This window comes from Phyllobacterium sp. UNC302MFCol5.2 (genome assembly GCF_000686005.1).
In the GTDB taxonomy this organism is placed as follows: Bacteria; Pseudomonadota; Alphaproteobacteria; order Rhizobiales; family Rhizobiaceae; genus Phyllobacterium; species Phyllobacterium pellucidum.
Genome location: NZ_JMLL01000010.1, coordinates 1,177,581 through 1,199,148, shown reverse-complemented (window position 1 = coordinate 1,199,148; position 21,568 = coordinate 1,177,581). Strand labels below are relative to the sequence as shown.

19 protein-coding genes are annotated in these 21,568 nt (G+C 59.8%); 11 read left to right on the top strand and 8 right to left on the bottom strand.

Features of this window, described 5'->3' with window-relative positions:
- Positions 1-16 precede the first annotated feature (16 nt).
- The 7 genes from BR48_RS0107760 to denD all read right to left on the bottom strand — a co-directional run bounded on the left by BR48_RS0107760 (position 17) and on the right by denD (position 8,090).
- Positions 17-1,819 (bottom strand): IlvD/Edd family dehydratase, encoded by a 1,803-nt coding sequence (locus BR48_RS0107760; RefSeq protein WP_027230769.1) that lies wholly within the window; start codon positions 1,817-1,819, stop codon positions 17-19.
- A gap of 21 nt (positions 1,820-1,840) precedes the next feature.
- Positions 1,841-2,740: a carbohydrate ABC transporter permease gene (locus BR48_RS0107755; protein WP_027230768.1), complete on the bottom strand. Its 900-nt coding sequence runs from the start codon at positions 2,738-2,740 to the stop codon at positions 1,841-1,843.
- 22 nt (positions 2,741-2,762) lie between these two features.
- Positions 2,763-3,695, bottom strand: a complete 933-nt coding sequence (locus BR48_RS0107750; RefSeq protein WP_027230767.1) for a sugar ABC transporter permease — start codon at positions 3,693-3,695, stop codon at positions 2,763-2,765.
- 73 nt (positions 3,696-3,768) lie between these two features.
- Positions 3,769-5,082 (bottom strand): extracellular solute-binding protein, encoded by a 1,314-nt coding sequence (locus BR48_RS0107745; RefSeq protein ID WP_027230766.1) that lies wholly within the window; start codon positions 5,080-5,082, stop codon positions 3,769-3,771.
- A gap of 115 nt (positions 5,083-5,197) precedes the next feature.
- Positions 5,198-6,262, bottom strand: a complete 1,065-nt coding sequence (gene ugpC / locus BR48_RS0107740; protein WP_027230765.1) for a sn-glycerol-3-phosphate ABC transporter ATP-binding protein UgpC — start codon at positions 6,260-6,262, stop codon at positions 5,198-5,200.
- Between the two features lie 64 nt (positions 6,263-6,326).
- The gene (locus tag BR48_RS0107735) at positions 6,327-7,103 is read right to left on the bottom strand and encodes an SDR family oxidoreductase (protein ID WP_027230764.1); all 777 of its coding nucleotides are present in this window, start codon (positions 7,101-7,103) and stop codon (positions 6,327-6,329) included.
- Between the two features lie 3 nt (positions 7,104-7,106).
- Positions 7,107-8,090: a D-erythronate dehydrogenase gene (gene denD / locus BR48_RS0107730; RefSeq protein ID WP_027230763.1), complete on the bottom strand. Its 984-nt coding sequence runs from the start codon at positions 8,088-8,090 to the stop codon at positions 7,107-7,109.
- A gap of 150 nt (positions 8,091-8,240) precedes the next feature.
- Between denD and BR48_RS0107725 the strand changes: the two genes are divergently transcribed.
- From BR48_RS0107725 to BR48_RS0107685, 9 genes are all read left to right on the top strand, one after another.
- A complete protein-coding gene (locus BR48_RS0107725; protein ID WP_027230762.1) occupies positions 8,241-9,266 on the top strand; it encodes a LacI family DNA-binding transcriptional regulator in 1,026 nt (341 codons plus the stop codon).
- Between the two features lie 92 nt (positions 9,267-9,358).
- Entirely contained in the window at positions 9,359-10,123 is a 765-nt protein-coding gene (locus BR48_RS0107720; RefSeq protein WP_027230761.1) for a DeoR/GlpR family DNA-binding transcription regulator, read from the top strand.
- Between the two features lie 73 nt (positions 10,124-10,196).
- On the top strand, positions 10,197-11,786 hold the full coding sequence (glpD, locus tag BR48_RS0107715; protein ID WP_081815793.1) for a glycerol-3-phosphate dehydrogenase: 1,590 nt from the start codon (positions 10,197-10,199) through the stop codon (positions 11,784-11,786).
- Positions 11,787-11,864: 78 nt separating this feature from the next.
- Complete coding sequence (locus BR48_RS0107710; RefSeq protein WP_027230759.1) at positions 11,865-12,947, top strand: ABC transporter ATP-binding protein; 1,083 nt, start codon at positions 11,865-11,867, stop codon at positions 12,945-12,947.
- A gap of 9 nt (positions 12,948-12,956) precedes the next feature.
- On the top strand, positions 12,957-14,021 hold the full coding sequence (locus BR48_RS0107705; RefSeq protein WP_027230758.1) for an ABC transporter ATP-binding protein: 1,065 nt from the start codon (positions 12,957-12,959) through the stop codon (positions 14,019-14,021).
- 60 nt (positions 14,022-14,081) lie between these two features.
- A complete protein-coding gene (locus BR48_RS0107700) occupies positions 14,082-14,948 on the top strand; it encodes a sugar ABC transporter permease (protein WP_027230757.1) in 867 nt (288 codons plus the stop codon).
- Position 14,949: 1 nt separating this feature from the next.
- Positions 14,950-15,855 carry a carbohydrate ABC transporter permease gene (locus tag BR48_RS0107695; protein ID WP_027230756.1) on the top strand — a complete coding sequence of 302 codons (906 nt, stop codon included), beginning with the start codon at positions 14,950-14,952 and terminating at the stop codon, positions 15,853-15,855.
- A 111-nt stretch (positions 15,856-15,966) separates the two neighbouring features.
- On the top strand, positions 15,967-16,248 hold the full coding sequence (locus tag BR48_RS0107690; RefSeq protein WP_027230755.1) for a DUF2160 domain-containing protein: 282 nt from the start codon (positions 15,967-15,969) through the stop codon (positions 16,246-16,248).
- Between the two features lie 71 nt (positions 16,249-16,319).
- Positions 16,320-18,044, top strand: a complete 1,725-nt coding sequence (locus BR48_RS0107685) for an ABC transporter substrate-binding protein (protein ID WP_027230754.1) — start codon at positions 16,320-16,322, stop codon at positions 18,042-18,044.
- 105 nt (positions 18,045-18,149) lie between these two features.
- Here BR48_RS0107685 and BR48_RS0107680 read toward each other — a convergent pair whose 3' ends face one another.
- The gene (locus BR48_RS0107680; protein ID WP_027230753.1) at positions 18,150-19,313 is read right to left on the bottom strand and encodes a dihydrodipicolinate synthase family protein; all 1,164 of its coding nucleotides are present in this window, start codon (positions 19,311-19,313) and stop codon (positions 18,150-18,152) included.
- A 217-nt stretch (positions 19,314-19,530) separates the two neighbouring features.
- On the opposite strand from BR48_RS0107680, the gene BR48_RS0107675 reads away from it, so the two are divergent.
- Positions 19,531-20,568 (top strand): LacI family DNA-binding transcriptional regulator, encoded by a 1,038-nt coding sequence (locus BR48_RS0107675; RefSeq protein WP_027230752.1) that lies wholly within the window; start codon positions 19,531-19,533, stop codon positions 20,566-20,568.
- Complete coding sequence (locus tag BR48_RS0107670; protein ID WP_027230751.1) at positions 20,565-21,566, top strand: Gfo/Idh/MocA family oxidoreductase; 1,002 nt, start codon at positions 20,565-20,567, stop codon at positions 21,564-21,566. The genes BR48_RS0107675 and BR48_RS0107670 overlap by 4 nt, the downstream gene beginning before the upstream one ends.
- Positions 21,567-21,568: the final 2 nt, after the last annotated feature.

Sequence of the window (21,568 nt, the reverse complement as noted above, 5' to 3'; positions counted from 1 at the left end):
TGTCCTCCCTGGACGCTCAGTGGTTGTCGCGCGGCAACCCCTTCGTCTGGGCAATGCGCTGGTAATTGACCGCGGGCTTCAGCACCATGCCTTCATCGAGCTGACCGACCATGCCGCGCTGGATTTCCTGCCAGGGCGTCTGGCTCGCCGGATATTTGTATCCGCCAGCGGCCTTCAGGTCGTCCTTGCGCTTCTGAAGTTCCTCGTCGTCGATAAGGATATCGGCCGTGCCCTTGAGGAGATCGATACGTAGATGATCGCCGGAGCGTACCAGTGCGAGCCCGCCGTTTACCGCCGCTTCCGGGGAAGCATTGAGGATGGATGGCGAGCCGGACGTTCCGGACTGGCGGCCATCGCCAAGACACGGGAGCGCGTGAATTCCCTTTTTCAACAGATAGGCCGGTGGCTGCATGTTCACGACTTCAGCCGCTCCCGGATAGCCGATAGGCCCGGTACCGCGCATGATCAGGATGCTGTGCTCGTTGAGCGCGAGCTTCGGATCGTCGATGCGATGGTGATAGTCCTCTGGACCTTCGAACACCTCGGCGATGCCTTCGAAAGCTTCTGGATCATCCGGATTGGATAGATAGCGCTCACGAAATTCTTCCGAGATCACACTGGTCTTCATGATGGCGCTGTCGAAGAGATTGCCCTTGAGATTGATGAACCCGGCCTTCTTCTTGAGCGGCGCTTCGAACGGCTTGATCACCTCGGTATTCAGGTTCTCGGCATTCTCGCAATTGCTGCCGATGCTCTTGCCGTTGACGGTCAGCGCGCCGGGATGCGGCAGCTTGCCCGCCTTCATCAGCTCGGCGACGACTGCCGGGACGCCCCCCGCCCTGTGGTAGTCCTCGCCGAGATATTCACCGGCTGGCTGCAGGTTGACGAGCAGCGGAACGTCGTGGCCGAGTGTCTGCCAGTCGTCATTGTCCAGCGGAACGTCGAGGTGGCGGGCAATTGCGTTCAAGTGGATCGGGGCATTGGTGGAACCGCCGATGGCCGAGTTGATGACGATGGCATTTTCGAAAGCCTGACGCGTCATGATATCGGAGGGCTTCAGGTCCTCGCGCACCATTTCAACGATGCGCTTGCCGGTATCGTAGGAGATCTGGCCGCGCTCGCGATATGGCGCGGGAATTGCCGCACAGCCGGGCAATTCCATACCGAGCGCCTCGGCGAGCGAGTTCATCGTGGTCGCCGTGCCCATCGTATTGCAATAACCAACGGATGGCGCCGACGAGGCGACGATATCCATGAACTCGTTGTAGTCGATTTCGCCCTCGGCGAGCTTCTCGCGCGATTTCCAGACGATGGTTCCAGAACCTGTGCGCTCGCCGCGATGCCAGCCGTTGAGCATGGGGCCAACAGAGAGCGCAATCGCAGGAATGTTGACCGTTGCGGCGCCCATCAGCATGGCGGGCGTGGTCTTGTCGCAGCCGATGGTAAGGACGACGCCATCGAGCGGGTAGCCGAAAAGCACTTCGACGAGGCCGAGATAGGCGAGGTTGCGGTCGAGCGCAGCGCCCGGACGCTTGCCGGTCTCCTGAATCGGATGCACCGGAAATTCGAAGGGAATGCCGCCGGCCGCAATGATGCCGTCGCGCACGCGCTTGGCGAGTTCGATATGGTGGCGGTTACAGGGCGAAAGATCGGAGCCAGTCTGGGCAATGCCGATGATCGGCTTGCCCGACTGCAGTTCCTCGCGGGTCAGGCCATAGTTCAAATAGCGTTCGAGATAGAGCGCGGTCATCCCCGGATTGTCGGGATTATCCCACCATTCCTGCGAACGGAGCTTTTTCGGGGTGCTGGACGTCGTCATTTTGAAAGAACTCCTGGTGAGTTACTCCTTGACCGCGCCGGTCATGGAGGAAACGTAATAGTCAACGAAGAACGAGTAGAGAATGACGACGGGCAGCGACCCGAAAAGGGCGCCCGCCATCAGTGATCCCCACTCGAAGACATCGCCTCGAACCAGCTCCGTCAGGACACCGACTGGGACAGTCTTGTTTTCCGAGGATTGGATGAAGGTGAGTGCATAGATGAACTCATTCCACGACAATGTGAAGGCAAAAATGCCCGCCGAGATCATTCCCGGCACCGCCAGCGGCAATATGACCCTGACGAGGATCTGCCAGCGGGACGCGCCATCGACGAGTGCGCTCTCTTCGAGCTCGAAGGGTATGGAGCGGAAATAGCCCATAAGCAGCCAGGTGCAGAAAGGAATGAGAAACGTCGGATAGGTGAAGATCAGCGCCCAGCGCGTGTCGTAGATGCCGAACTTGAAGACGATAACGGCAAGGGGAATGAAGAGGATCGAAGGCGGAACCAGGTAGGCAAGGAAGATCATCAGGCCCACCGAACGCGACCCCGAAAACCGGATGCGTTCGATGGCATAGGCGGCGAAGACCGAAGCGGCGAGTGAAAGGAAGGTTGCGCATACGGAAATCACCACCGTGTTCCACAGCCAGCCTGGATAGGAGGTCTCGAACAAGAGATACTTGATGTGGTCGAGCGTTGGGCCGACCACCCAGAACGGGCTGAAATTGCTGTAGTCGGTCAGCTGCGAATTCGGCTTCACCGCGGTGATCGCCATCCAGTAGAACGGGAAAAGCAGCACGAAGACGAAGACCGCAAGCGGCAGGTAGAGCACCACAATGCGTCGCGGCAGGCGGTTGAGATAGCTCATGCCCTGCGCATCGTCGGTAAGCGGTTGGGCGTTGCTCTGTTCGGTAATGCTCATGATGCTGTCCTCCTTGTTCCGCTCAATCCTGTCCGCCCTGTTGCCACTTGCGGCGCTGCAGGCCGAAGAAGCTGAACAGGATCGAAGCAAGCAGGAACGGGATCATGGCAACCGCAATCGCGGCTCCCTCGCCGAGCTGGCCGCCGGGGATGCCGCGCTGGAACGACAGCGTTGCCATGAGGTGCGTGGCATTGACCGGGCCGCCCTTGGTCAGAACGTAGATCAGCTGAAAATCGGTGAAGGTAAAGAGCACCGAGAAGGTCATCACCACCGCGATGATTGGCGTCAGCATGGGCAGTGTGATGAAGCGGAAACGCTGCCACGGTGTTGCCCCATCGAGCGAAGCCGCCTCATGCAGCGACTGCGGGATCGTCTGCAAGCCGGCAAGCAGCGAGATGGCGACGAAGGGAATGCCGCGCCAGACATTGGCGGCGATCACGGAAGCGCGCGCATTGTTGGGCTCGCCGAGGAAGTTGATCGGGGTGTCGATCCAGCCAAGCTGCATGAGTGACCAGGATATGATCGAGAACTGCGCATCATAGATCCACCAGAAGGCGAGGGCGGAAAGGACGGTCGGCACGACCCAGGGCAGAAGGATGATCGCGCGAAAGAACGACTTGAACGGCAGGTTCTCATTGAGGATGAGCGCGAGCCACAGGCCAAGGATGAATTTCAGGATCGAGGCGAAGAGCGTGTAGAAAACGGTGTTGCTGACGGCCATCCAGAATACCGAGTCGCCCGCCAGCGCCTCGTAGTTTTCGAGGCCGATGAAGACGCCGTCGCGCCCGATCTTCGCATCGGTGAAGCCGAGCCAGACCCCGAGGCCGAGCGGATAGGTCAGAAAGCACAGGAGAAAGACCGCTGCAGGCAGCATGAACAGTGCGCCGATGGCGGTATTGCTGCGCGCGAAGGAGCGAAAGGCGGATTCCTGCTTTGCGGTTTGCGTCATTGTCATCGGAAGTCTCCGGTTTCCTCGTCAGCGCTGGAGGATCTTCCGCCGCGCTGGCGGCGGAAGATCGTTCGCATGCCTAAAGCGTGTAGTAGCGGTTGGCGCGCTTTTCCGCCTGGGCGATGGCGTCTTCTGGCGACATCTGGCCGGTAACGGCCGTCGCATACATGTCGACGAGCACGTAGTCGGCCATCACGCCGGCCGAAGCCGTTCCGAGCGGACCGGCATAGCCGTTCGGCCGCAGCGTCTCGGATGCCTTGGCATAGGCGGCATGGATCGGGTTCGATGTCCAAACCGGATTTGCTGCAAATTCCTTCAGCGGCTGGCAGCAATAGGCACTGGCCCCCGTGATCCAGGCGTTCATGTTGTCGGCCTGATACATGAACTGCAGATAGGCTTTTGCTGCTTCCGGATATTTGGTGTGCTTGAAGATCGAGATCGTCGAAGTCTGGTGCAACTCGACCGACTGTCCGACCGGACCGATCGGCAGGTTGACCGAGCGCATGTCGTCGGCAATCGCCTTCATGGCCGGATCCTTGATCGCGGCATAATACACCGAAACGCCGTTGGCGGTCAGCGATACCTGGCCGGCAAGGAATGCACGGTTGTTGTTGACGTCCTGCCAGCTTTCGGTGCCCGGAATGAAGGTCTTGTATAGCTCCTGCGCGTACTTGACCGATGCGAGCGTCTCGGGGCTGTTGATGACAACCTTGCCGCTCTCGTCGACCATCTTGCCGCCATGGCTCCACAGCAGCCAGTGAGCGTAGTTGTTGCCGTCGCCGACAGCCTTGCCGTGCGGGAAGCCGGCGGGCGTTCCCTTGGCATGCAGGGCCTTGCAGAGCTCGAGGAAGCCCGCCGTGTCTTTCGGAAACTCGCTGAAACCCGCAGCCTTCATGTGGCTGTCGCGATAAACGACGGCATTGCCGATGGCGCAGAGCGGCAGCGCGATGAACTTGCCATCGCGCTTGGCATAGCCTTCAAGACCCGGATACCAGCCGCCATGCGCCGAGCCGAGATATTCGCCAAGCTCCGTCACGTCGACGAGCTTGTCAGGATATTGCTGCGGATCGTCGAACCAGCTCATGACCATGTCGGGACCGGAGCCGACATTGGCGGCGACAGCCGCCTTCGGGCGAACGTCTTCCCAGCTTTCCTTGTCGATGCGCACCTGAACGCCGGTGGCGTCGGTGAACTTCTTGGTGTTTGCGAGCCAGGCCGCCTCTTCGGCCGGAACGAACGGCACCCAGCGCAACAGACGCAGCGTGGCGCCTTCCTCCGGCTTGTATGCCGGCGCCGACTGGGCGAAGGCTGGGGTGAGGCCGAAGCGATTGAGCCCGGCAGCCGCGACGAGCCCTGCTGACGCGCCAAGAAGATGTCTTCTAGTGATGGTCATTGATTCTCCTCCATGGTTTAAGTCCTCTCCCGGAACGCTCCCACGTTCCCGGCAAATTGCATTCGGGGACAATTATGCACGGCGCCTGCTGCCCCGAACGGCAGGCAGCCGCTTGTCAAACCAGGCGCTGGCCCGTTTCCGCGTCGAACAGATACGTGGCTTCCGCGTGGATGGAGAGCCCGATTGTTTCGCCGGGCTTGGCGCTGACGCGCTGGTGAAAGACGCCGGTAATATCATCGCCGCCAATACGCATAATCATCTGGGTTTCCGAGCCGGTCGGCTCGATGACCACGACCTCTGCCGGGATGCCACCGCTGCTGATGGTCATGTGTTCGGGGCGCAGCCCATAGATCAACGCGCGTCCCTTGGCGCTCTCCGGCGCCTTCGCGACGGGGAGGACGATGCCCTTGTCGGTCACGAACTTGGCATTGTCGTTCGGATCGAGCTTGCCCTTGATCATGTTCATTGCAGGCGAGCCGATGAAGCTTGCCACAAACAGATTAGCCGGCTGATCGTAGAGTTCGAGCGGCGCACCGATCTGCTCGACGATACCGTCGTGCATGACCACGATCTTGTCGGCCATGGTCATGGCTTCGATCTGGTCGTGCGTCACATAGACTGTCGTGGTCTTCAGGCGCTGGTGCAGTTCCTTGATTTCCGCCCGCATGGCAACGCGCAGCTTCGCGTCGAGGTTCGACAGGGGCTCGTCGAAAAGAAAGACCCGCGGGTCGCGAACGATGGCGCGCCCCATCGCGACACGCTGGCGCTGGCCGCCCGAAAGCTGCCGCGGAAAACGTTCGAGAAGATGCGACAGGCCGAGGATTTCCGCAGCGGGCTTCACACGCTTGTCGATCTCCGACTTTGGTGCGCCCTTGAGCTTGAGCGAGAAAGCCATGTTGTCGGCAACCGTCATATGCGGATAGAGCGCATAATTCTGGAATACCATGGCGATATCGCGCTCTTTAGGTGCGAGACCGTTGACGACCTGGCCGCCAATGCGGATTTCGCCGGCCGAGATGTTCTCAAGTCCGGCCAGCATGCGCAGCAACGTGGACTTGCCGCAGCCGGAGGGGCCGACAAGAATAACGAATTCGCCATCGGCAATCTCGATATCGACGCCCTTGATGACCGGGTGCGTCCCGAATGATTTTCGTACATTGGCGAATTCAACCGATGCCATGCGTTCTCCTCCAAATATTGTCCCTGTGGCGGCGATTCTCCCGACCGCTGCCGTCGATATTGTATTAGCCGCGTCCGACGAGCGGCATCTTCGTTGCCATGATCGTCATTGTCAGCACGTTTGCTTCGAGCGGCAGGCTCGCCATGTGCACGACGGCGTCGCCAATATGGTGGGCAGGGATCGTCGGCTCGCTCGCCATCTCGCCGTTCGCCTGCAGGACGCCGCTGGACATTTTCGACGTCATTTCCGTGCCGGCATTGCCGATATCGATCTGCCCGCAGGCAATGTCGAACGGACGGCCGTCAAGCGCGGTTGCTTTGGTAAGGCCCGTCACGGCGTGCTTTGTCGCGGTATAGGGAGCCGAATGGGGCCTGGGCGTCTGCGCGGAAATCGAGCCATTGTTGATGATACGTCCGCCGCGCGGCGTCTGCACCTTCATCAGTTTCATGGCTTGCTGCGTGCAGAGGAACACACCGGTCAGGTTTGCCCCGACAATGGCGTTCCAATGATCGAAAGTGAGTTCTTCCATCGGAATGTTCGGCACATTCACGCCGGCATTGTTGACGAGGAGATCAAGACGTCCGAACTCTGATTTGATCGCATCGAAGAGACCTGAAACCGATTGGGGGTCGCTGACATCCGCAGTGATCGCCTTGACTTTGCCGCCTGTCTCGGCGGCGAGCGCCTTTGCCGTATCCTCAAGCACATCCTCGCGCCGCCCGGAGATGACGACCGTATAGCCCGCACCGAGAAGCGCTGCCGAAATTGCTCGGCCAACACCTGTGCCACCGCCGGTGACGAGGGCAATCTTGCCCTTGCCGGATTCCTGATTGTAAGCCATGCCCTAAATGTTCCCGCCGAGTTCGTCTTCGATATGCGCCTTGATGATGTCATCGAAGGCGGTTTCAGCCTTGAAGCCTAATGCTGTGGCCCGTTTCGTATCGAAATCCGTGGCCCAGCCTGCAACGATCTTCTGGATTGTTGCATCCGGCTCGCGCCGGATCAACCTTACAGCTTTTTCCCCGGCAACGCGTTGCAGAGCCGCAATTTCCTCGCCTACCAGGGCGGAGAGGCCAGGCATGGAAAGATTGCGCCGGTCGCCGACCTTTTCGAGATCAAGGCTTGCAGCGTGAAGGAAGAACCCGACGGCGGAACGCGGACTTGCGAACCAGTGGCGAACGCTTTCATCCACGGGCAATACCGCTTCCTGGCCGACAAGCGGTTCGCGTAGAATATTGGAAAAGAAGCCGGACGCCGCCTTGTTGGGCTTGCCCGGGCGGATGCAGATTGTCGGCAGGCGTATGCCTATGCCATCGAAGAAGCCGCGGCGGCTATAGTCGGAGAGCAGAAGTTCGCAAATGGCCTTCTGCGTGCCATAGCTCGTCAGCGGTGTCGTGAAGAACTCGTCGCCGATCTTTTCCGGGAAGGGCTGTCCAAAAACCGCGATGGACGAAGCAAAGACGACGCGTGGCTTGTAGGGCGACTTGGCGCTCTCGAGCCTGATCGCTTCGAACAACTGCCGGGTGCCATCAAGGTTTACCTTGAAGCCTTTTTCGAAATCGGCTTCGGCTTCGCCAGAAACGATCGCAGCGAGATGAAAGATGAGGTCGGGGCGGCTCGCAATCAGTGATTCGGCGACGCCGGGTTCCGAAAGGTCGGCAGCACGCGAGGTCGAAATGCTTGCGAGCGAAGCTGGAGCATCAGGCTTGATGACATCGACGAGAATGAGCTTTTCAATGTCCCTGCCAAGCGCGCCCGGCTGCGATGCGATCTTGTCGAGCAATTTGCGGCCAACCATTCCGGCTGCACCGATGACCAGTACGTGCATGGGCAAGAATCCTCCGAAGGGCCTCTCCCAAGACCCGAAACACTTAACGATGACAGCGCTGTCATAAAGTTATGCACACTGACTAGCATTCATCAAGCGTTTTATGGTAGCGCTGTCATAAAATAAATTTCGTCAGCCGTCCGGATTGACATGCCGCGCAAACGCAACGCTCATCGCAGCCCTGACCTGCCGACCCTGGCGGATGTCGCGCGTCTTGCCGGCGTCAGCGAAATCACGGCATCGCGTGTCGTTCGCAATCGTGGACCAATCGCCGATTCCACCCGCACGCGCGTCCTCACCGCGATCGCCGAGCTTGGCTATATTCCAAACCGCGCCGCCGGCAGCCTCGCCTCTGCCGGCTCGACACTGATGAGCGTGCTGCTGCCGTCCCTCTCCAACATCGTCTTTCCAGACGTTCTGCGCGGAATTCATTCGGCGCTGACACATACGGCCTACCAGCCCGTCATCGGCGTGACAGACTACGATCCGCTGATCGAAGAGCGCATCCTGCTATCGTTTCTAGCCTGGCAGCCTGCGGCAGTGATCCTCGCGGGGTTGCACCATACCCCGACCGCGCGCCGTCACCTCGAACATGGTCGGTTTCGCGTCGCCGAACTCATGGACATAGACGGCGACCCTGTCGATATCGCCGTCGGCATGTCACACCGGCAGGCGGGCTATGAAACCGGCCGCCACCTGGTTCAGCGCGGCTATCGCCGGTTTGGCTATGCCGGTCATAGCGTCGCTACGGATGATCGCGCCAGCGCGCGCTACGAAGGGCTTTGCACCTCTTTGCGGGAGGCCGGGCTTTCGCTTATTGCCGAGCACAGGCAGCCTGGTCCGAGTTCGACGAAGGCGGGGCGGGAGTCGCTGGAAATTCTCCTTGGTGCCGAGCCTTCCCTCGACGTTGTGGTCTTCCCCAACGACGATATGGCGATGGGCGGCATTTTCCATTGCATGCACAGCGGGATCGCAGTCAGGGAAAAGCTCGGTATCTTTGGCTTCAACGGGCTCGACATAGGGCAGGCCATGCCGATGCCACTTTCGACCATTCTGTCCCGGCGTTTTCTCATCGGGCTCACGGCGGCCGAGAAGCTCATTGAAAGCCGTGAAAGGCCGCAGGAAAAGACGATTATCAACACCGGCTTCGATATTATCGAGGGCGCCACCGCCTGAAAAAGGCGCAGTTTCGCATTGCGCTCGATTGACATGTGATCATTTTCGTTTTCGTATGATGCGTGAAAAAACGAAAATGAAAGTCCACGTCCATGTTCCTGTCCTCCCGGCACGCCGAAATCATCGAAATGGCCAAGGAACATGGGCGCGTCCTCGTTGACGATCTCGCGCTTCATTTCAATGTGACCCCGCAGACGATCCGTAAAGATCTGAACGACCTCTGCGACCAGCGCCTGCTCAACCGTATCCATGGCGGCGCTCTTTTTCCGTCAGGCATTCAGAACCTGGAATATGAATCGCGCCGCCTGATTGCCGCAGCGGAGAAGGAAGCAATCGGACGCGCCGCCGCCGGCCTGATACCTGACAATGCATCGCTCTTCGTCAACATCGGAACGACCACGGAAGCGGTTGGACAGGCCCTGCTTGATCGCAAGGGTCTCATGATAATCACCAATAATATCAATGTTGCCAATAAGTTACGTGTCTACCCCGATATCGAGGTGGTCATCGCTGGCGGCGTCGTCCGGGGCTCGGATGGCGGCATTGTCGGTGAGGCGGCGGTCGATTTCATCCGCCAGTTCAAGGTGGATTTTGCCGTCATCGGCACCTCCGCCATCGATGCCGACGGCGCGCTTCTCGACTTCGATTTTCGTGAGGTGAAGGTGGCGCAGGCAATCATGGCGAATGCGCGCCATGTGATTCTCGTTTCCGATTCCACCAAGTTCGAGCGCACCGCGCCGGTACGGATCGGGCATCTTTCGCAGGTCCACACCTTCATCACCGATCGATGCGAGAGCGAGGCCATCCGCAGAATTTGCGCCGATGCCGACGTACGCCTGATTGAAACATCGGCTTGATTGGGGCTCTTGTGCGGGGCGAAGTTGCGCTATATAGTTCATTTCAGTTTCGTATTGCTTTCGTAATCGCCTCATGTATGTTTCGCAATTGCGAACAAATGGTGCGCTGCGAAATCATGGGTGGGGATTGCTGGGCTTGGCTGAACAGATCTACGATATCTTCGTGATCGGCGGTGGCATCAATGGATGCGGCATAGCCCGTGATGCCGTCGGCCGTGGCTTTTCAGTGTTCCTCGCCGAGATGAACGATCTTGCCAGCGGCACGTCCTCCGGTTCGACCAAGCTCATCCACGGCGGCCTGCGTTACCTTGAATATTATGAATTCCGGCTCGTGCGGGAATCTCTGATGGAACGCGAGGTGCTTTGGGCCAACGCGCCGCATATCATCTGGCCGATGCGTTTCGTCTTGCCGCACCATGCGGGCCTTCGCCCTGCCTGGCTGTTGCGCCTGGGCCTGTTCCTCTACGACCATATTGGCGGGCGCAAGAAGCTGCCGGCAACGCGCACGCTTGACATGACCCGCGACCCGGCAGCCAAGCCGCTTAAATCGCTCTATACACGCGCCTTCGAATATTCGGATTGCTGGGTCAATGATGCGCGCTTCGTTGCGCTCAATGCCCGCGATGCCGCGGATCGCGGCGCTGTCGTGCGCACCCGCACCCGCGTCGTCAGCGCCCGGCGCGATGCCGAGACATGGACCTTGACCCTGAAAGACGGTTTGACCGGCGAGACGGAGGAGGTTCGCGCCCGTCTCGTCGTCAACGCCGCGGGACCCTGGGTCGATGAAGTGTTGACCGGCGTCGTCGGCGCCAATGACGCTCACAATGTGCGGCTCGTGCAGGGTAGCCATATCGTCGTGCGCAAGAAGTTCGACGATCCGCGCGCTTATTTCTTCCAGAACACCGATGGCCGCATCATATTCGCCATTCCCTACGAGCAGGATTTTACCCTTATCGGCACCACCGACCAGGATTATCACGGCAATCCCGCCGAGGTGAAAATCAGCGACGCCGAGATCGATTATCTTTGCGCCGCGGCGAGCGAGTACTTCGTCGAACCGGTCAAGCGCGAACATGTCGTGTGGACCTATTCCGGCGTGCGGCCGCTTTATGACGACGGCGCGTCCAAAGCGCAGGAAGCGACCCGCGACTACGTCCTCAAGGCCGACACGGTGGAAGGCAAGGCGCCGCTTCTCAACATCTTTGGCGGCAAGATCACGACCTATCGCCGTCTGTCGGAACATATGCTGGAAAAGATCGAAGCGTTTCTCGGCAAGCGCGGCCAGCCCTGGACCGCTGCCGGCAAGCTGCCCGGCGGTGATTTTGCGGCGACGGCGTTCGACGCAGAATTGCAGAAACTGAAAACCGAATACCCATTTCTTGATGCGGCGCATGCGCGGCGGCTGTTCCGTCTCTACGGCACCAAGGCACGCACGCTGCTTGGCAAGGCCACGTCGATCGAGGATCTGGGCAAGAATTTCGGTTCGGATCTCTACGAGGCCGAAGTACGCTACCAGATTGCACATGAATGGGCGGTCACGGCGCAGGACGTGCTGTGGCGCCGCACCAAGAAGGGTTTGCACCTGACTGCCGACGAGGCTGCCGCGCTCGACCGCTTCATGGAAGATGCGGTGGACCGGCGGCGCAGGCTAGCGGCCGAATAGACTGGAATGAAATCGGGCGATGGGACGGAGGGTCCACATCGCCGGGGCGGTAAGCGTCGCTCAAAGGGAGGACCACGAATGCTTGAATTGCGCGATGTATCGAAGGTGGTGGGCGGCAAGCCCCATCTCAGCGATATTTCGCTGACTTTGCAGCACGCCACGCTGAACGTGCTGCTGGGGCCGACGTTGTCGGGCAAGACCAGCCTGATGCGCATTATGGCCGGCCTTGACGTGCCGACCTCGGGTTCGGTGTGGTTCGATGGCAAGGATGTGACGGGTATTCCGGTGCAAAAGCGCTCGGTTGCGATGGTTTATCAACAGTTCATCAATTATCCGGCCTTCACCGTCTATGAGAACATTGCCTCGCCGATGCGCGTTGCCGGTCTGGACGCCAAGACCATCGATCGCGAAGTGCGCAAGGCGGCCGAGCTGTTGAAGCTGACGCCATATCTCGACCGCACGCCGCTCAATCTTTCGGGCGGCCAGCAGCAGCGCACCGCGCTCGCGCGTGCCATCGTCAAGAACGCCAAGCTCGTGCTCCTTGATGAACCGCTGGCCAATCTCGACTACAAGCTGCGCGAGGAACTGCGGCAGGAACTGCCGAAGATTTTCGCGGAGTCGGGCACGATCTTCGTCTACGCGACAACCGAACCGCATGAGGCGCTCCTGCTTGGCGGAAATACGGCAACGCTGGCTGAAGGCCGCATCACCCAGTTCGGGCCGACTATCGACGTCTTCCGCCGCCCGGATGATTTGATCACCGCCCAGACTTTTGCCGACCCGCCGCTCAACACCATCGCGCTGGCAAAGTTCGGCAAGGCCTTCCAACTCGAGGGCGGGGTGACACTGCCGGTCCCGCCCCATCTCGCTGATTTCGCCGACGGGACCTATACGATCGGTTTCCAGCCGCACCATGTCGAGACAACACGGGCTCATCCCGATGAGATCGCCCTGAAGGCAACGGTCACGGCGACAGAGATCACCGGTTCTGAAAGTTTCGTGCACCTATCCTTCGCCGATGCGCGCTGGACCATGCTGACCCATGGCATTCATATCTACGCACCCGATGAACAGATCGACATTTTCATCGACCCACGCAACCTGATGATTTTTGACGCGGCCGGCAATTCCGTCACCCGCGGTCAGAAACGCGCGGCATAGGGGCTGGCCATGGCACGCATCGACCTCAATCATATTCGCCACGCCTACGTCCCCAACCCGAAGTCGGACAAGGATTATGCACTGAAGGAAGTGCACCACAGCTGGGAGGACGGCGGCGCCTATGCCCTGCTCGGACCCTCCGGCTGCGGCAAGACCACGCTCCTCAACATTATCTCGGGTCTCCTCCATCCGTCGCACGGGCAATTGCTGTTCGATGGCGAGGACGTCACCAACCTCTCGACCCAGGAACGCAATATCGCCCAGGTGTTCCAGTTTCCGGTCATCTACGACACGATGACCGTATACGACAACCTCGCCTTTCCCTTGCGCAACCGCGGCGTCCCAGCAGCCGAAGTCGACCGCAAGGTCAAGGAAACGCTGGAGATGATCGATCTGGCGAGCTGGGCCAACAAGAAGGCGCGTGGCCTGACGGCGGACCAGAAGCAGAAGATTTCGCTCGGCCGCGGCCTCGTCCGCTCCGACGTCAATGCCATCCTCTTCGACGAGCCGCTCACGGTCATCGATCCACACATGAAGTGGGTGCTGCGCTCCCAGTTGAAGGTGCTGCACCAGCGCTTCGGCTATACCATGGTCTATGTCACCCACGATCAGACCGAAGCCCTCACCTTCGCCCAGAAGGTGGTGGTTATGTATGACGGCGAGATCGTGCAGATCGGCACGCCGGAAGAATTGTTCGAGCGGCCAAAACACACTTTCGTCGGCTATTTTATCGGCTCTCCCGGCATGAATGTGATGCCGGTCGAGATCGAGGCCGGCGCCGCCCGCATTGGCGAGCATCAGATTCAGCTGCCGTCGCCATCGGCTCCCATAGCCGGCAAGGTCGAACTCGGCATCCGCCCGGAATATGTGCGGCTCGGCCGCCTCGGCATGCCCGTTAAAATCGCCAAGGTCGAGGATATTGGCCGCCACAAGATCGTGCGCACGCGCCTCGGCACTCAGGAGATCGCCGTTATCGTCGGCGAAGGCCAGGAAATTCCGGCCGAACCGCACATCGCCTTCGATCCGAAGGGCATCAATATCTACGCCGATTCCTGGCGCGTGGGAGGGAACTGATTATGCATGGTATGACCTTTTGGTCCGCGACCCTCCGCACACTGGCAGGAGGCAACAGCCATGGATAAGCCCTGGAACAACAAGGCCTGGTTCATGGTGCTGCCGGTGCTGTTGCTGGTGGCGTTTTCGGCCGTCATTCCGTTAATGACCGTCGTCAACTATTCGGTGCAGGATACGTTCGGCAACAATCAGTTCTTCTGGGCCGGCACAGAATGGTACGAGGAAATCCTGCATTCGGACCGCTTTCACGCAGCGCTCGGTCGCAATCTCGTCTTCTCTTTCATCATCCTCGCCATCGAGGTGCCGCTCGGCATCGTCATCGCCCTGAATATGCCTCGCCGTGGCTGGGGCGTTCCCGCCTGCCTCGTCCTGATGGCGCTGCCGCTGCTCATTCCCTGGAATGTCGTCGGAACGATCTGGCAGGTTTTCGGCCGCAACGATATCGGCCTTCTCGGCCACACGCTGGAAAGCCTCGGCATCAAGTACAATTATGTGCAGAACCCGCTGCACGCCTGGTTCACGGTCATTATCATGGACGTGTGGCACTGGACGAGCCTCGTCGTACTCCTTTGCTATGCCGGTCTCGTCTCGATCCCCGATGCTTTCTACCAGGCTGCCAAGATCGATGGCGCGTCGCGCTGGGCGGTCTTCCGCTACATCCAGCTGCCGAAGATGAACCGCGTGCTGCTCATCGCCGTGCTCCTGCGCTTCATGGACAGTTTCATGATCTACACCGAGCCCTTCGTCGTCACGGGCGGCGGTCCCGGCAATTCCACGACATTCCTGTCGATCGACCTCGTCAAGATCGCCATTGGCCAGTTCGACCTGGGGCCGGCAGCAGCAATGTCGATCATCTACTTCCTGATCATCCTTCTCCTGTCATGGATATTCTATACCGTCATGACCAACTACGATGCGGAGCGCTGACATGTCGGTGCAGAACGAAACCCTTGCACGCACAAGCGGACGGCCTGCCGCCGAGCAGCGGCAGATCGACAAGGCGCTGGCCCGCAGGATGCGTCGGCGTGGGGACGAGTCGAAATTCTGGTGGCTGGTCCCGACGCTGTACATCATCTTCCTGCTGCTTCCGATCTATTGGCTCGTCAACATGAGCTTCAAGACCAACCAGGAGATTTTGACCACTTTCACGCTGTGGCCGCAAAATCCGACACTTCACAATTACGCGGTGATTTTCACCGACCCGTCATGGTATCGCGGCTACATCAATTCGATCATCTATGTCGTCATGAACATGGTGATTTCGGTGCTGGTTGCCCTGCCTGCGGCCTATGCCTTCTCGCGCTATCGCTTCCTTGGCGACAAGCACCTGTTCTTCTGGCTACTGACCAACCGCATGGCGCCGCCAGCAGTGTTTGCGCTGCCGTTTTTCCAGCTCTATTCGGCATTCGGCCTCATTGATACACATATCGCGGTGGCGCTGGCGCACTGCCTGTTCAACGTACCGCTCGCCGTCTGGATCCTCGAGGGTTTCATGTCGGGCGTGCCGAAGGAGATCGACGAGACCGCCTATATCGATGGCTATTCGTTCCCGCGCTTTTTCGTGAAGATCTTTGTGCCGCTTATCGCGAGCGGTATCGGCGTCGCCGCCTTCTTCTGCTTTATGTTTTCTTGGGTGGAGCTCCTGATCGCCCGTACGCTGACGACAACCGATGCCAAGCCGATTGCGGCAACGATGACACGTACGGTTTCAGCGTCAGGCATGGATTGGGGGCTGTTGGCCGCCGCCGGCGTGTTGACCCTGATCCCGGGCGCCATCGTCATCTACTTCGTCCGCAACTATATCGCCAAGGGCTTCGCCCTGGGGAGGGTGTAATGACGGGCTTGGAGAAGCGTGCGCTGAGGATAGCGGAGGCGCGCGTGCTCGGGAATGCGCCAAGGCCAGCATCCTGTTCTGACTTTAGAATTGCACGGAAGGAGGCCTGACATGGACCTTTCATGGATGGCATGGACCGTGCCGACCGCGCTGTTCTTCATGACGATCTTCCTTCTGCTGATCGGCATGGCGGTGTGGGAATACTTCTCGCCGGGCGGCAATCCCCGCATCGGCATATTGCGCTTTGAAACGACGCGGGGCGACCGGCTTTTCGTGTCGCTGCTCGGCGCCGCCTATATCCATCTTGCCTGGCTTGGCCTCGTTGGTCCCAACCTCTGGTGGGCTCTGGCAATTTCGGTGGTCTACGCCATAGGCGTGTTCCGCTTCGTCTGACGTATGAAATTGAGACAGGGCATTCCGCCCTGTCCCAACAATGCAATCGCAGCAACTCTGGGAGGACAACCATGCGAACGCGATTATTGACGACAACGACAGCAATGGTGCTGTTGTTCGGCGCAGGCAGTGCCTGGGCCGGAATCGATGAGGCCAAGGCGTTCCTCGACAAGGAAATCGGCGAAATGTCGACCCTTGATCGCGCTGCTCAGGAAAAGGAGATGCAGTGGTTCATCGATGCCGCCAAGCCCTTCGCGGGCATGGAAATCAAGGTGGTGTCGGAGTCACTGACGACCCACAGCTATGAATCGCAGACGCTGGCCCCGGCCTTCACCGCGATCACCGGCATCAAGGTCACTCACGACATCATCCAGGAAGGTGACGTCGTCGAAAAGATCCAGACGCAGATGCAGACGGGCCAGAACCTCTACGACGCCTGGGTCAACGACTCGGATCTGATCGGCACGCACTGGCGCTACCAGCAGGTGCGCAACCTGACCGACTGGATGGCCAATGAAGGCAAGGACGTGACCAATCCCGGTCTCGACGTCGACGACTTCATCGGCACCAAGTTCACGACTGCGCCCGACAAGAAGCTCTATCAGCTTCCCGATCAGCAGTTCGCCAACCTTTATTGGTTCCGCTACGACTGGTTCAACGACGAGAAGAACAAGGCCGATTTCAAGGCGAAATACGGCTACGATCTCGGCGTCCCAGTCAACTGGTCGGCCTATGAGGACATTGCCGAATTCTTCAACGGTCGCGAGATCGACGGCAAGAAGGTCTATGGTCACATGGACTACGGCAAGAAGGACCCGTCGCTCGGCTGGCGCTTTACCGATGCCTGGCTTTCCATGGCTGGCAATGGTGACAAGGGCCTGCCCAACGGTCTACCGGTCGATGAATGGGGCATCAAGGTCGATGCGCAGTCACGCCCGGTCGGCTCGTGCGTTGCCCGGGGCGGCGATACCAACGGACCGGCTGCGGTCTATTCGATCCAGAAATATCTCGACTGGCTGAAGGCTTATGCACCGCCGGAAGCTCAGGGCATGACCTTCTCCGAATCGGGTCCGGTTCCGGCGCAGGGCAATATCGCCCAGCAGATTTTCTGGTACACCGCCTTCACCGCCGACATGGTCAAGCCAGGCCTTCCCGTCGTCAATGCAGATGGCACCCCGAGATGGCGCATGGCGCCCTCGCCGCATGGTGTCTACTGGAAAGACGGCATGAAGCTCGGCTACCAGGACGTCGGCTCATGGACGCTGATGAAGTCAACGCCCGAGGACCGCGCCAAGGCCGCATGGCTCTATGCGCAGTTCGTAACCTCGAAGACCGTGGACGTGAAGAAGAGCCATGTCGGCCTCACCTTCATCCGCGAATCGACCATCCAGGACAAGAGCTTCACCAAGCGTGCGCCTGAACTCGGCGGTCTGATCGAGTTCTATCGTTCGCCGGCTCGCGTTCAGTGGTCGCCGACGGGCACCAACGTTCCCGACTATCCAAAGCTGGCACAGCTCTGGTGGCAGGCCGTGGGTGACGCATCTTCCGGCGCCAAGACCGCTCAGGAAGCCATGGACTCGCTTTGCGAGGAGCAGGAAAAGGTGCTCGGCCGCCTCGAGAAATCAGGCGTCCAGGGTGATATCGGTCCGAAGCTGGCCGAGGAGCATGACCTTGCCTACTGGAACGCGGAAGCGGTCAAGGCTGGCAATCTCGCGCCGCAGCTGAAGATCGAAAACGAAAAGGAAAAGCCGCAGACCGTCAACTACGACGAACTGGTCAAGAGCTGGAACAAGTAAGCTTCAAAGATTGGAGCGGGGAGGGGACGGTGCTCCGGCACCGTCCCTTTTTCTATCGGGAGAGAGGCCCTCAGGCTTAGCCCGAGGAACCCATAAGGAAGTGCATTACACCCCATAAACCTGCAAAAGGCTCTTCATCCGGGCTACCGCAAGATCAGGCTTGTCGAGCACGTTGGCCGCATCCGCAAGCCGGAAGATGTCGGCGTAGTGCACGATGCCACGCGCAGACTGCATACCGGCCGGCATGACGAAGTGGCTTTGGTGGCCATTGAGCCAGGCGAGGAAGACGACACCGGCTTTGTAGTACTGCGTCGGTGCCTCGAATATCTTGCGCGAGAGCGGCACGGTCGGCTCGATCGTCTCTCGAAATGCCTCGGCATCGCCTGCTGCGAGGTGCGCGAGAGCCTTCGATGCCGATGGGGCAACAGCGTCGAAAATACCGAGTAGAGCGTGGCTGTAGCGCTTTCCGTCGCCCTCGATCAACTCGGCATAGTTGAAGTCGTCGCCGGTAAAGCAGAGGACGTCGTCGGGCAGGCGCTTGCGCAGCTCGATCTCCTTCGCATTGTCCAGCAGCGAAATCTTGATGCCTTCCACCTTGGCTCTATTGTCGTTGATGACGGCGAGGACGGTTTCGAGCGCGGTTTCAAAGCTTGCTGAGCCCCAATAGCCGGCAAGATGGGGATCGAACATGTCGCCAAGCCAATGCAGGGTCACCTTTTCCCGCGTCTGCGAGAGGATGGCGTTATAGACGGTGCAGTAGTCATAGGCAGAGCGGGCGACACGTGCGAGTGCACGGCTCGCCATCATCACCGAGCGTCCGCCTTCGCCTTCAATGAAGCCGATCTGGGTCTCGTAGGCGTCGATGACATCCTGAAGCGTTTTCGCATCCTGGGGCAACAGCTGGTCCGTTCCGCCACCGCAGGCAAGATCGGCCCCCGAAACGGTCCGCGCCTCGGCGAGCGAGCGGCGGATCAGCTCCTGCGCGGTAGCCCAGTCGACGCCCATGCCGCGCTGCGCCGTGTCCATCGCCTCGGCAATCTTGAAGCCGAGCGACCACAGGTGATGGCGAAATGCCATCGTCGCATCCCAGTCGATCGCGGGCGAGGTCCAGGGATTGGCATCGCGGCGCGGATCGGAAACGACATGCGCCGCGGCATAGGCGATGCGATTGAACGAGGGCGGGGACGATGGTTTGGCAAGCGGCTCGCCGCGCAGGCTATAGGCAGCGCTTGCTCCATCTGAAGTCGGCAGGTTGAGGCTTATTGTCATGCGTTCGCTCCCATACTGACGTCGGCTTTTTAATTTGGAACGTTCCAAAACACAAGTGGCACGCCGAAAAATTATCGGAATAGCCAGACTAACCCCCAGAAAGAGGTGCGGTGAGGGCAAAACCCGCGCAGAACAACGCCTTTACGGCAGCATAAAGAAATCTCTTGACATATTTGGAACGTTCCAATTAACTGTGCGGCGACTGGGAGAGATCACCTTGAGCAAGACACGGACAAGTATTGTGGACATTGCGCGCGCCGCCGGCGTGTCGAAATCCACCGTGTCGCTGGTCCTCCAGGGCAGTCCGCTGGTTAATGAAAAGACCCGCGAAAAGGTCAGCGCGCTCATCAATGATCTGGGCTATGTCTACAATCGCGGGGCTGCCAATCTGCGCCAGTCGAAATCGAAAATCATCGGTATCGTCGTCAACGATCTGACCAATAGTTTCTTTGCGGAACTGGCTGTCGGCGTCGACATGGTGGTTCAATCGGCAGGCTATGTGCAATTCCTCGCCCATAGCGGCGAAAGCGTCGACAGGCAGCGCCAGGTCATCGCCTCGATGCGTGAAAACGGTATCGCCGGCCTTATCCTGTCACCGGCGCGCGGAACCGAAGCAAGTGACGTCAAGCCGCTCGCCGACAGCGGCATTCCTGTTGTGGTCGTCGTGCGCAATCTGCCGGGTGCGAAGGTTTCGACGCTGCTCTCCGACAATTACGCCGGCGCGAAAGCGGCAGTCCGCCACCTCATCAATCTGGGGCACCGCCGCATCGCCTTCATGGGCGGCTTTGCCGACACGGCCGTGTCGTCCGACCGGGTGCGGGGCTATCGCGATGCCCTGATGGAAGCCGGTATTCCCCTCAACCAAAACTTCGTCATTCATTCCGCGCCCTCGCGCGCCGGCGGCGCCACCGCGGCAGAACGCATGATGTTCTTTGACGGGCGCCCTACTGCGGCGCTGTGCTTCAACGATGCAGTCGCCTTCGGCGTGTGCGACGGCCTTCGCTCCAACGATATCGAGCCGGGCAAGGGTTTTGCAGTCATCGGGTTCGACGATGTCATCGAGGCAAAGACAGCGGTTCCCGCCCTGACGACCGTCTCGGTCGATCCGCAGGGCATGGGCCAGCGGGCGGCACAGCTTTTGATGAAGCAGATCAATGCCGGGCAGGTCGGCCAGGAAACACTGGTTACGTCGGTGCGTCTCGTCGTGCGCCAAAGCTGCGGCGCGCCTGTCAGGCAAACGGAGGAATTGGCATGATACGCTGGGGTCTGATTGGTGCGAGCACCATCGCGCATGAATGGGTCATCGATGCGATCCGCGCCAGTGGCGGCGAGATTGTCTCGGTCATGAGCACCAATGCCGAGCGCGGGCGCAAATATGCCGACGATCACGGAATTCCCCATTCGGTCACAACGCTCGACGCCTTGTTCAGTGAACAGCCGATCGATGCGGTCTATATTTCGACGACCAATGAACTGCACAAGGACCAGGTGCTCGCCGCAGCGAAGGCAGGAAAGCATGTTCTCTGCGAAAAGCCGCTTGCAACGAGCCTCGAGGATGCGCGGGCCATGGTCGAGGCCTGCCGCGCCGCCAATATCGTCTTTGCCACCAACCACCACCTGCGCAACGCGGCAAGCCATACGGCGATGCGCGATGCCATTGCTGCGGGCAAGATCGGCAAGCCGCTCGCCGCCAAGGTCTTCCACGCCGTTTATCTTCCGCCGCATCTGCAGGGCTGGCGCCTGGATCGCCCGGAGGCTGGCGGCGGCGTGATACTCGATATTACGGTCCACGACACCGATACGCTCCGCTACGTGCTTGGCGACGACCCGGTCGAGGCCGTTGCCTTCGGCCAGAAGAGCGGACTTGCCAAACAGGGCCTTGAGGACGGAGTGATGGGCGTCATGCGCTTCAAGTCGGGGCTGATTGCTCTGTTTCATGACGGCTTCACCACGAAATACTCCGAAACGGGCTTCGAAGTGCACGGCACGGAAGGCTCGCTCGTCGGGCATAATGTCATGACGCAAAAGCCGGTCGGCACGGTCATACTCCGCAACGCAGACGGCGAAAGCGAACTAAAGCTCGACCACAAGAATCTCTACGAGAGGGGCCTTGCCAAATTCCACGCCGCCATTGCCGGCGACGGCAGACCTGCAGCGTCGGGCGAGGACGGTGTCTGGTCGCTTGCCGCCGGCATCGCCGTTACGGAAGCTGCGCGGACCGGAACCGCCCAAAAGATCAATCCAGGCCTTTGAAA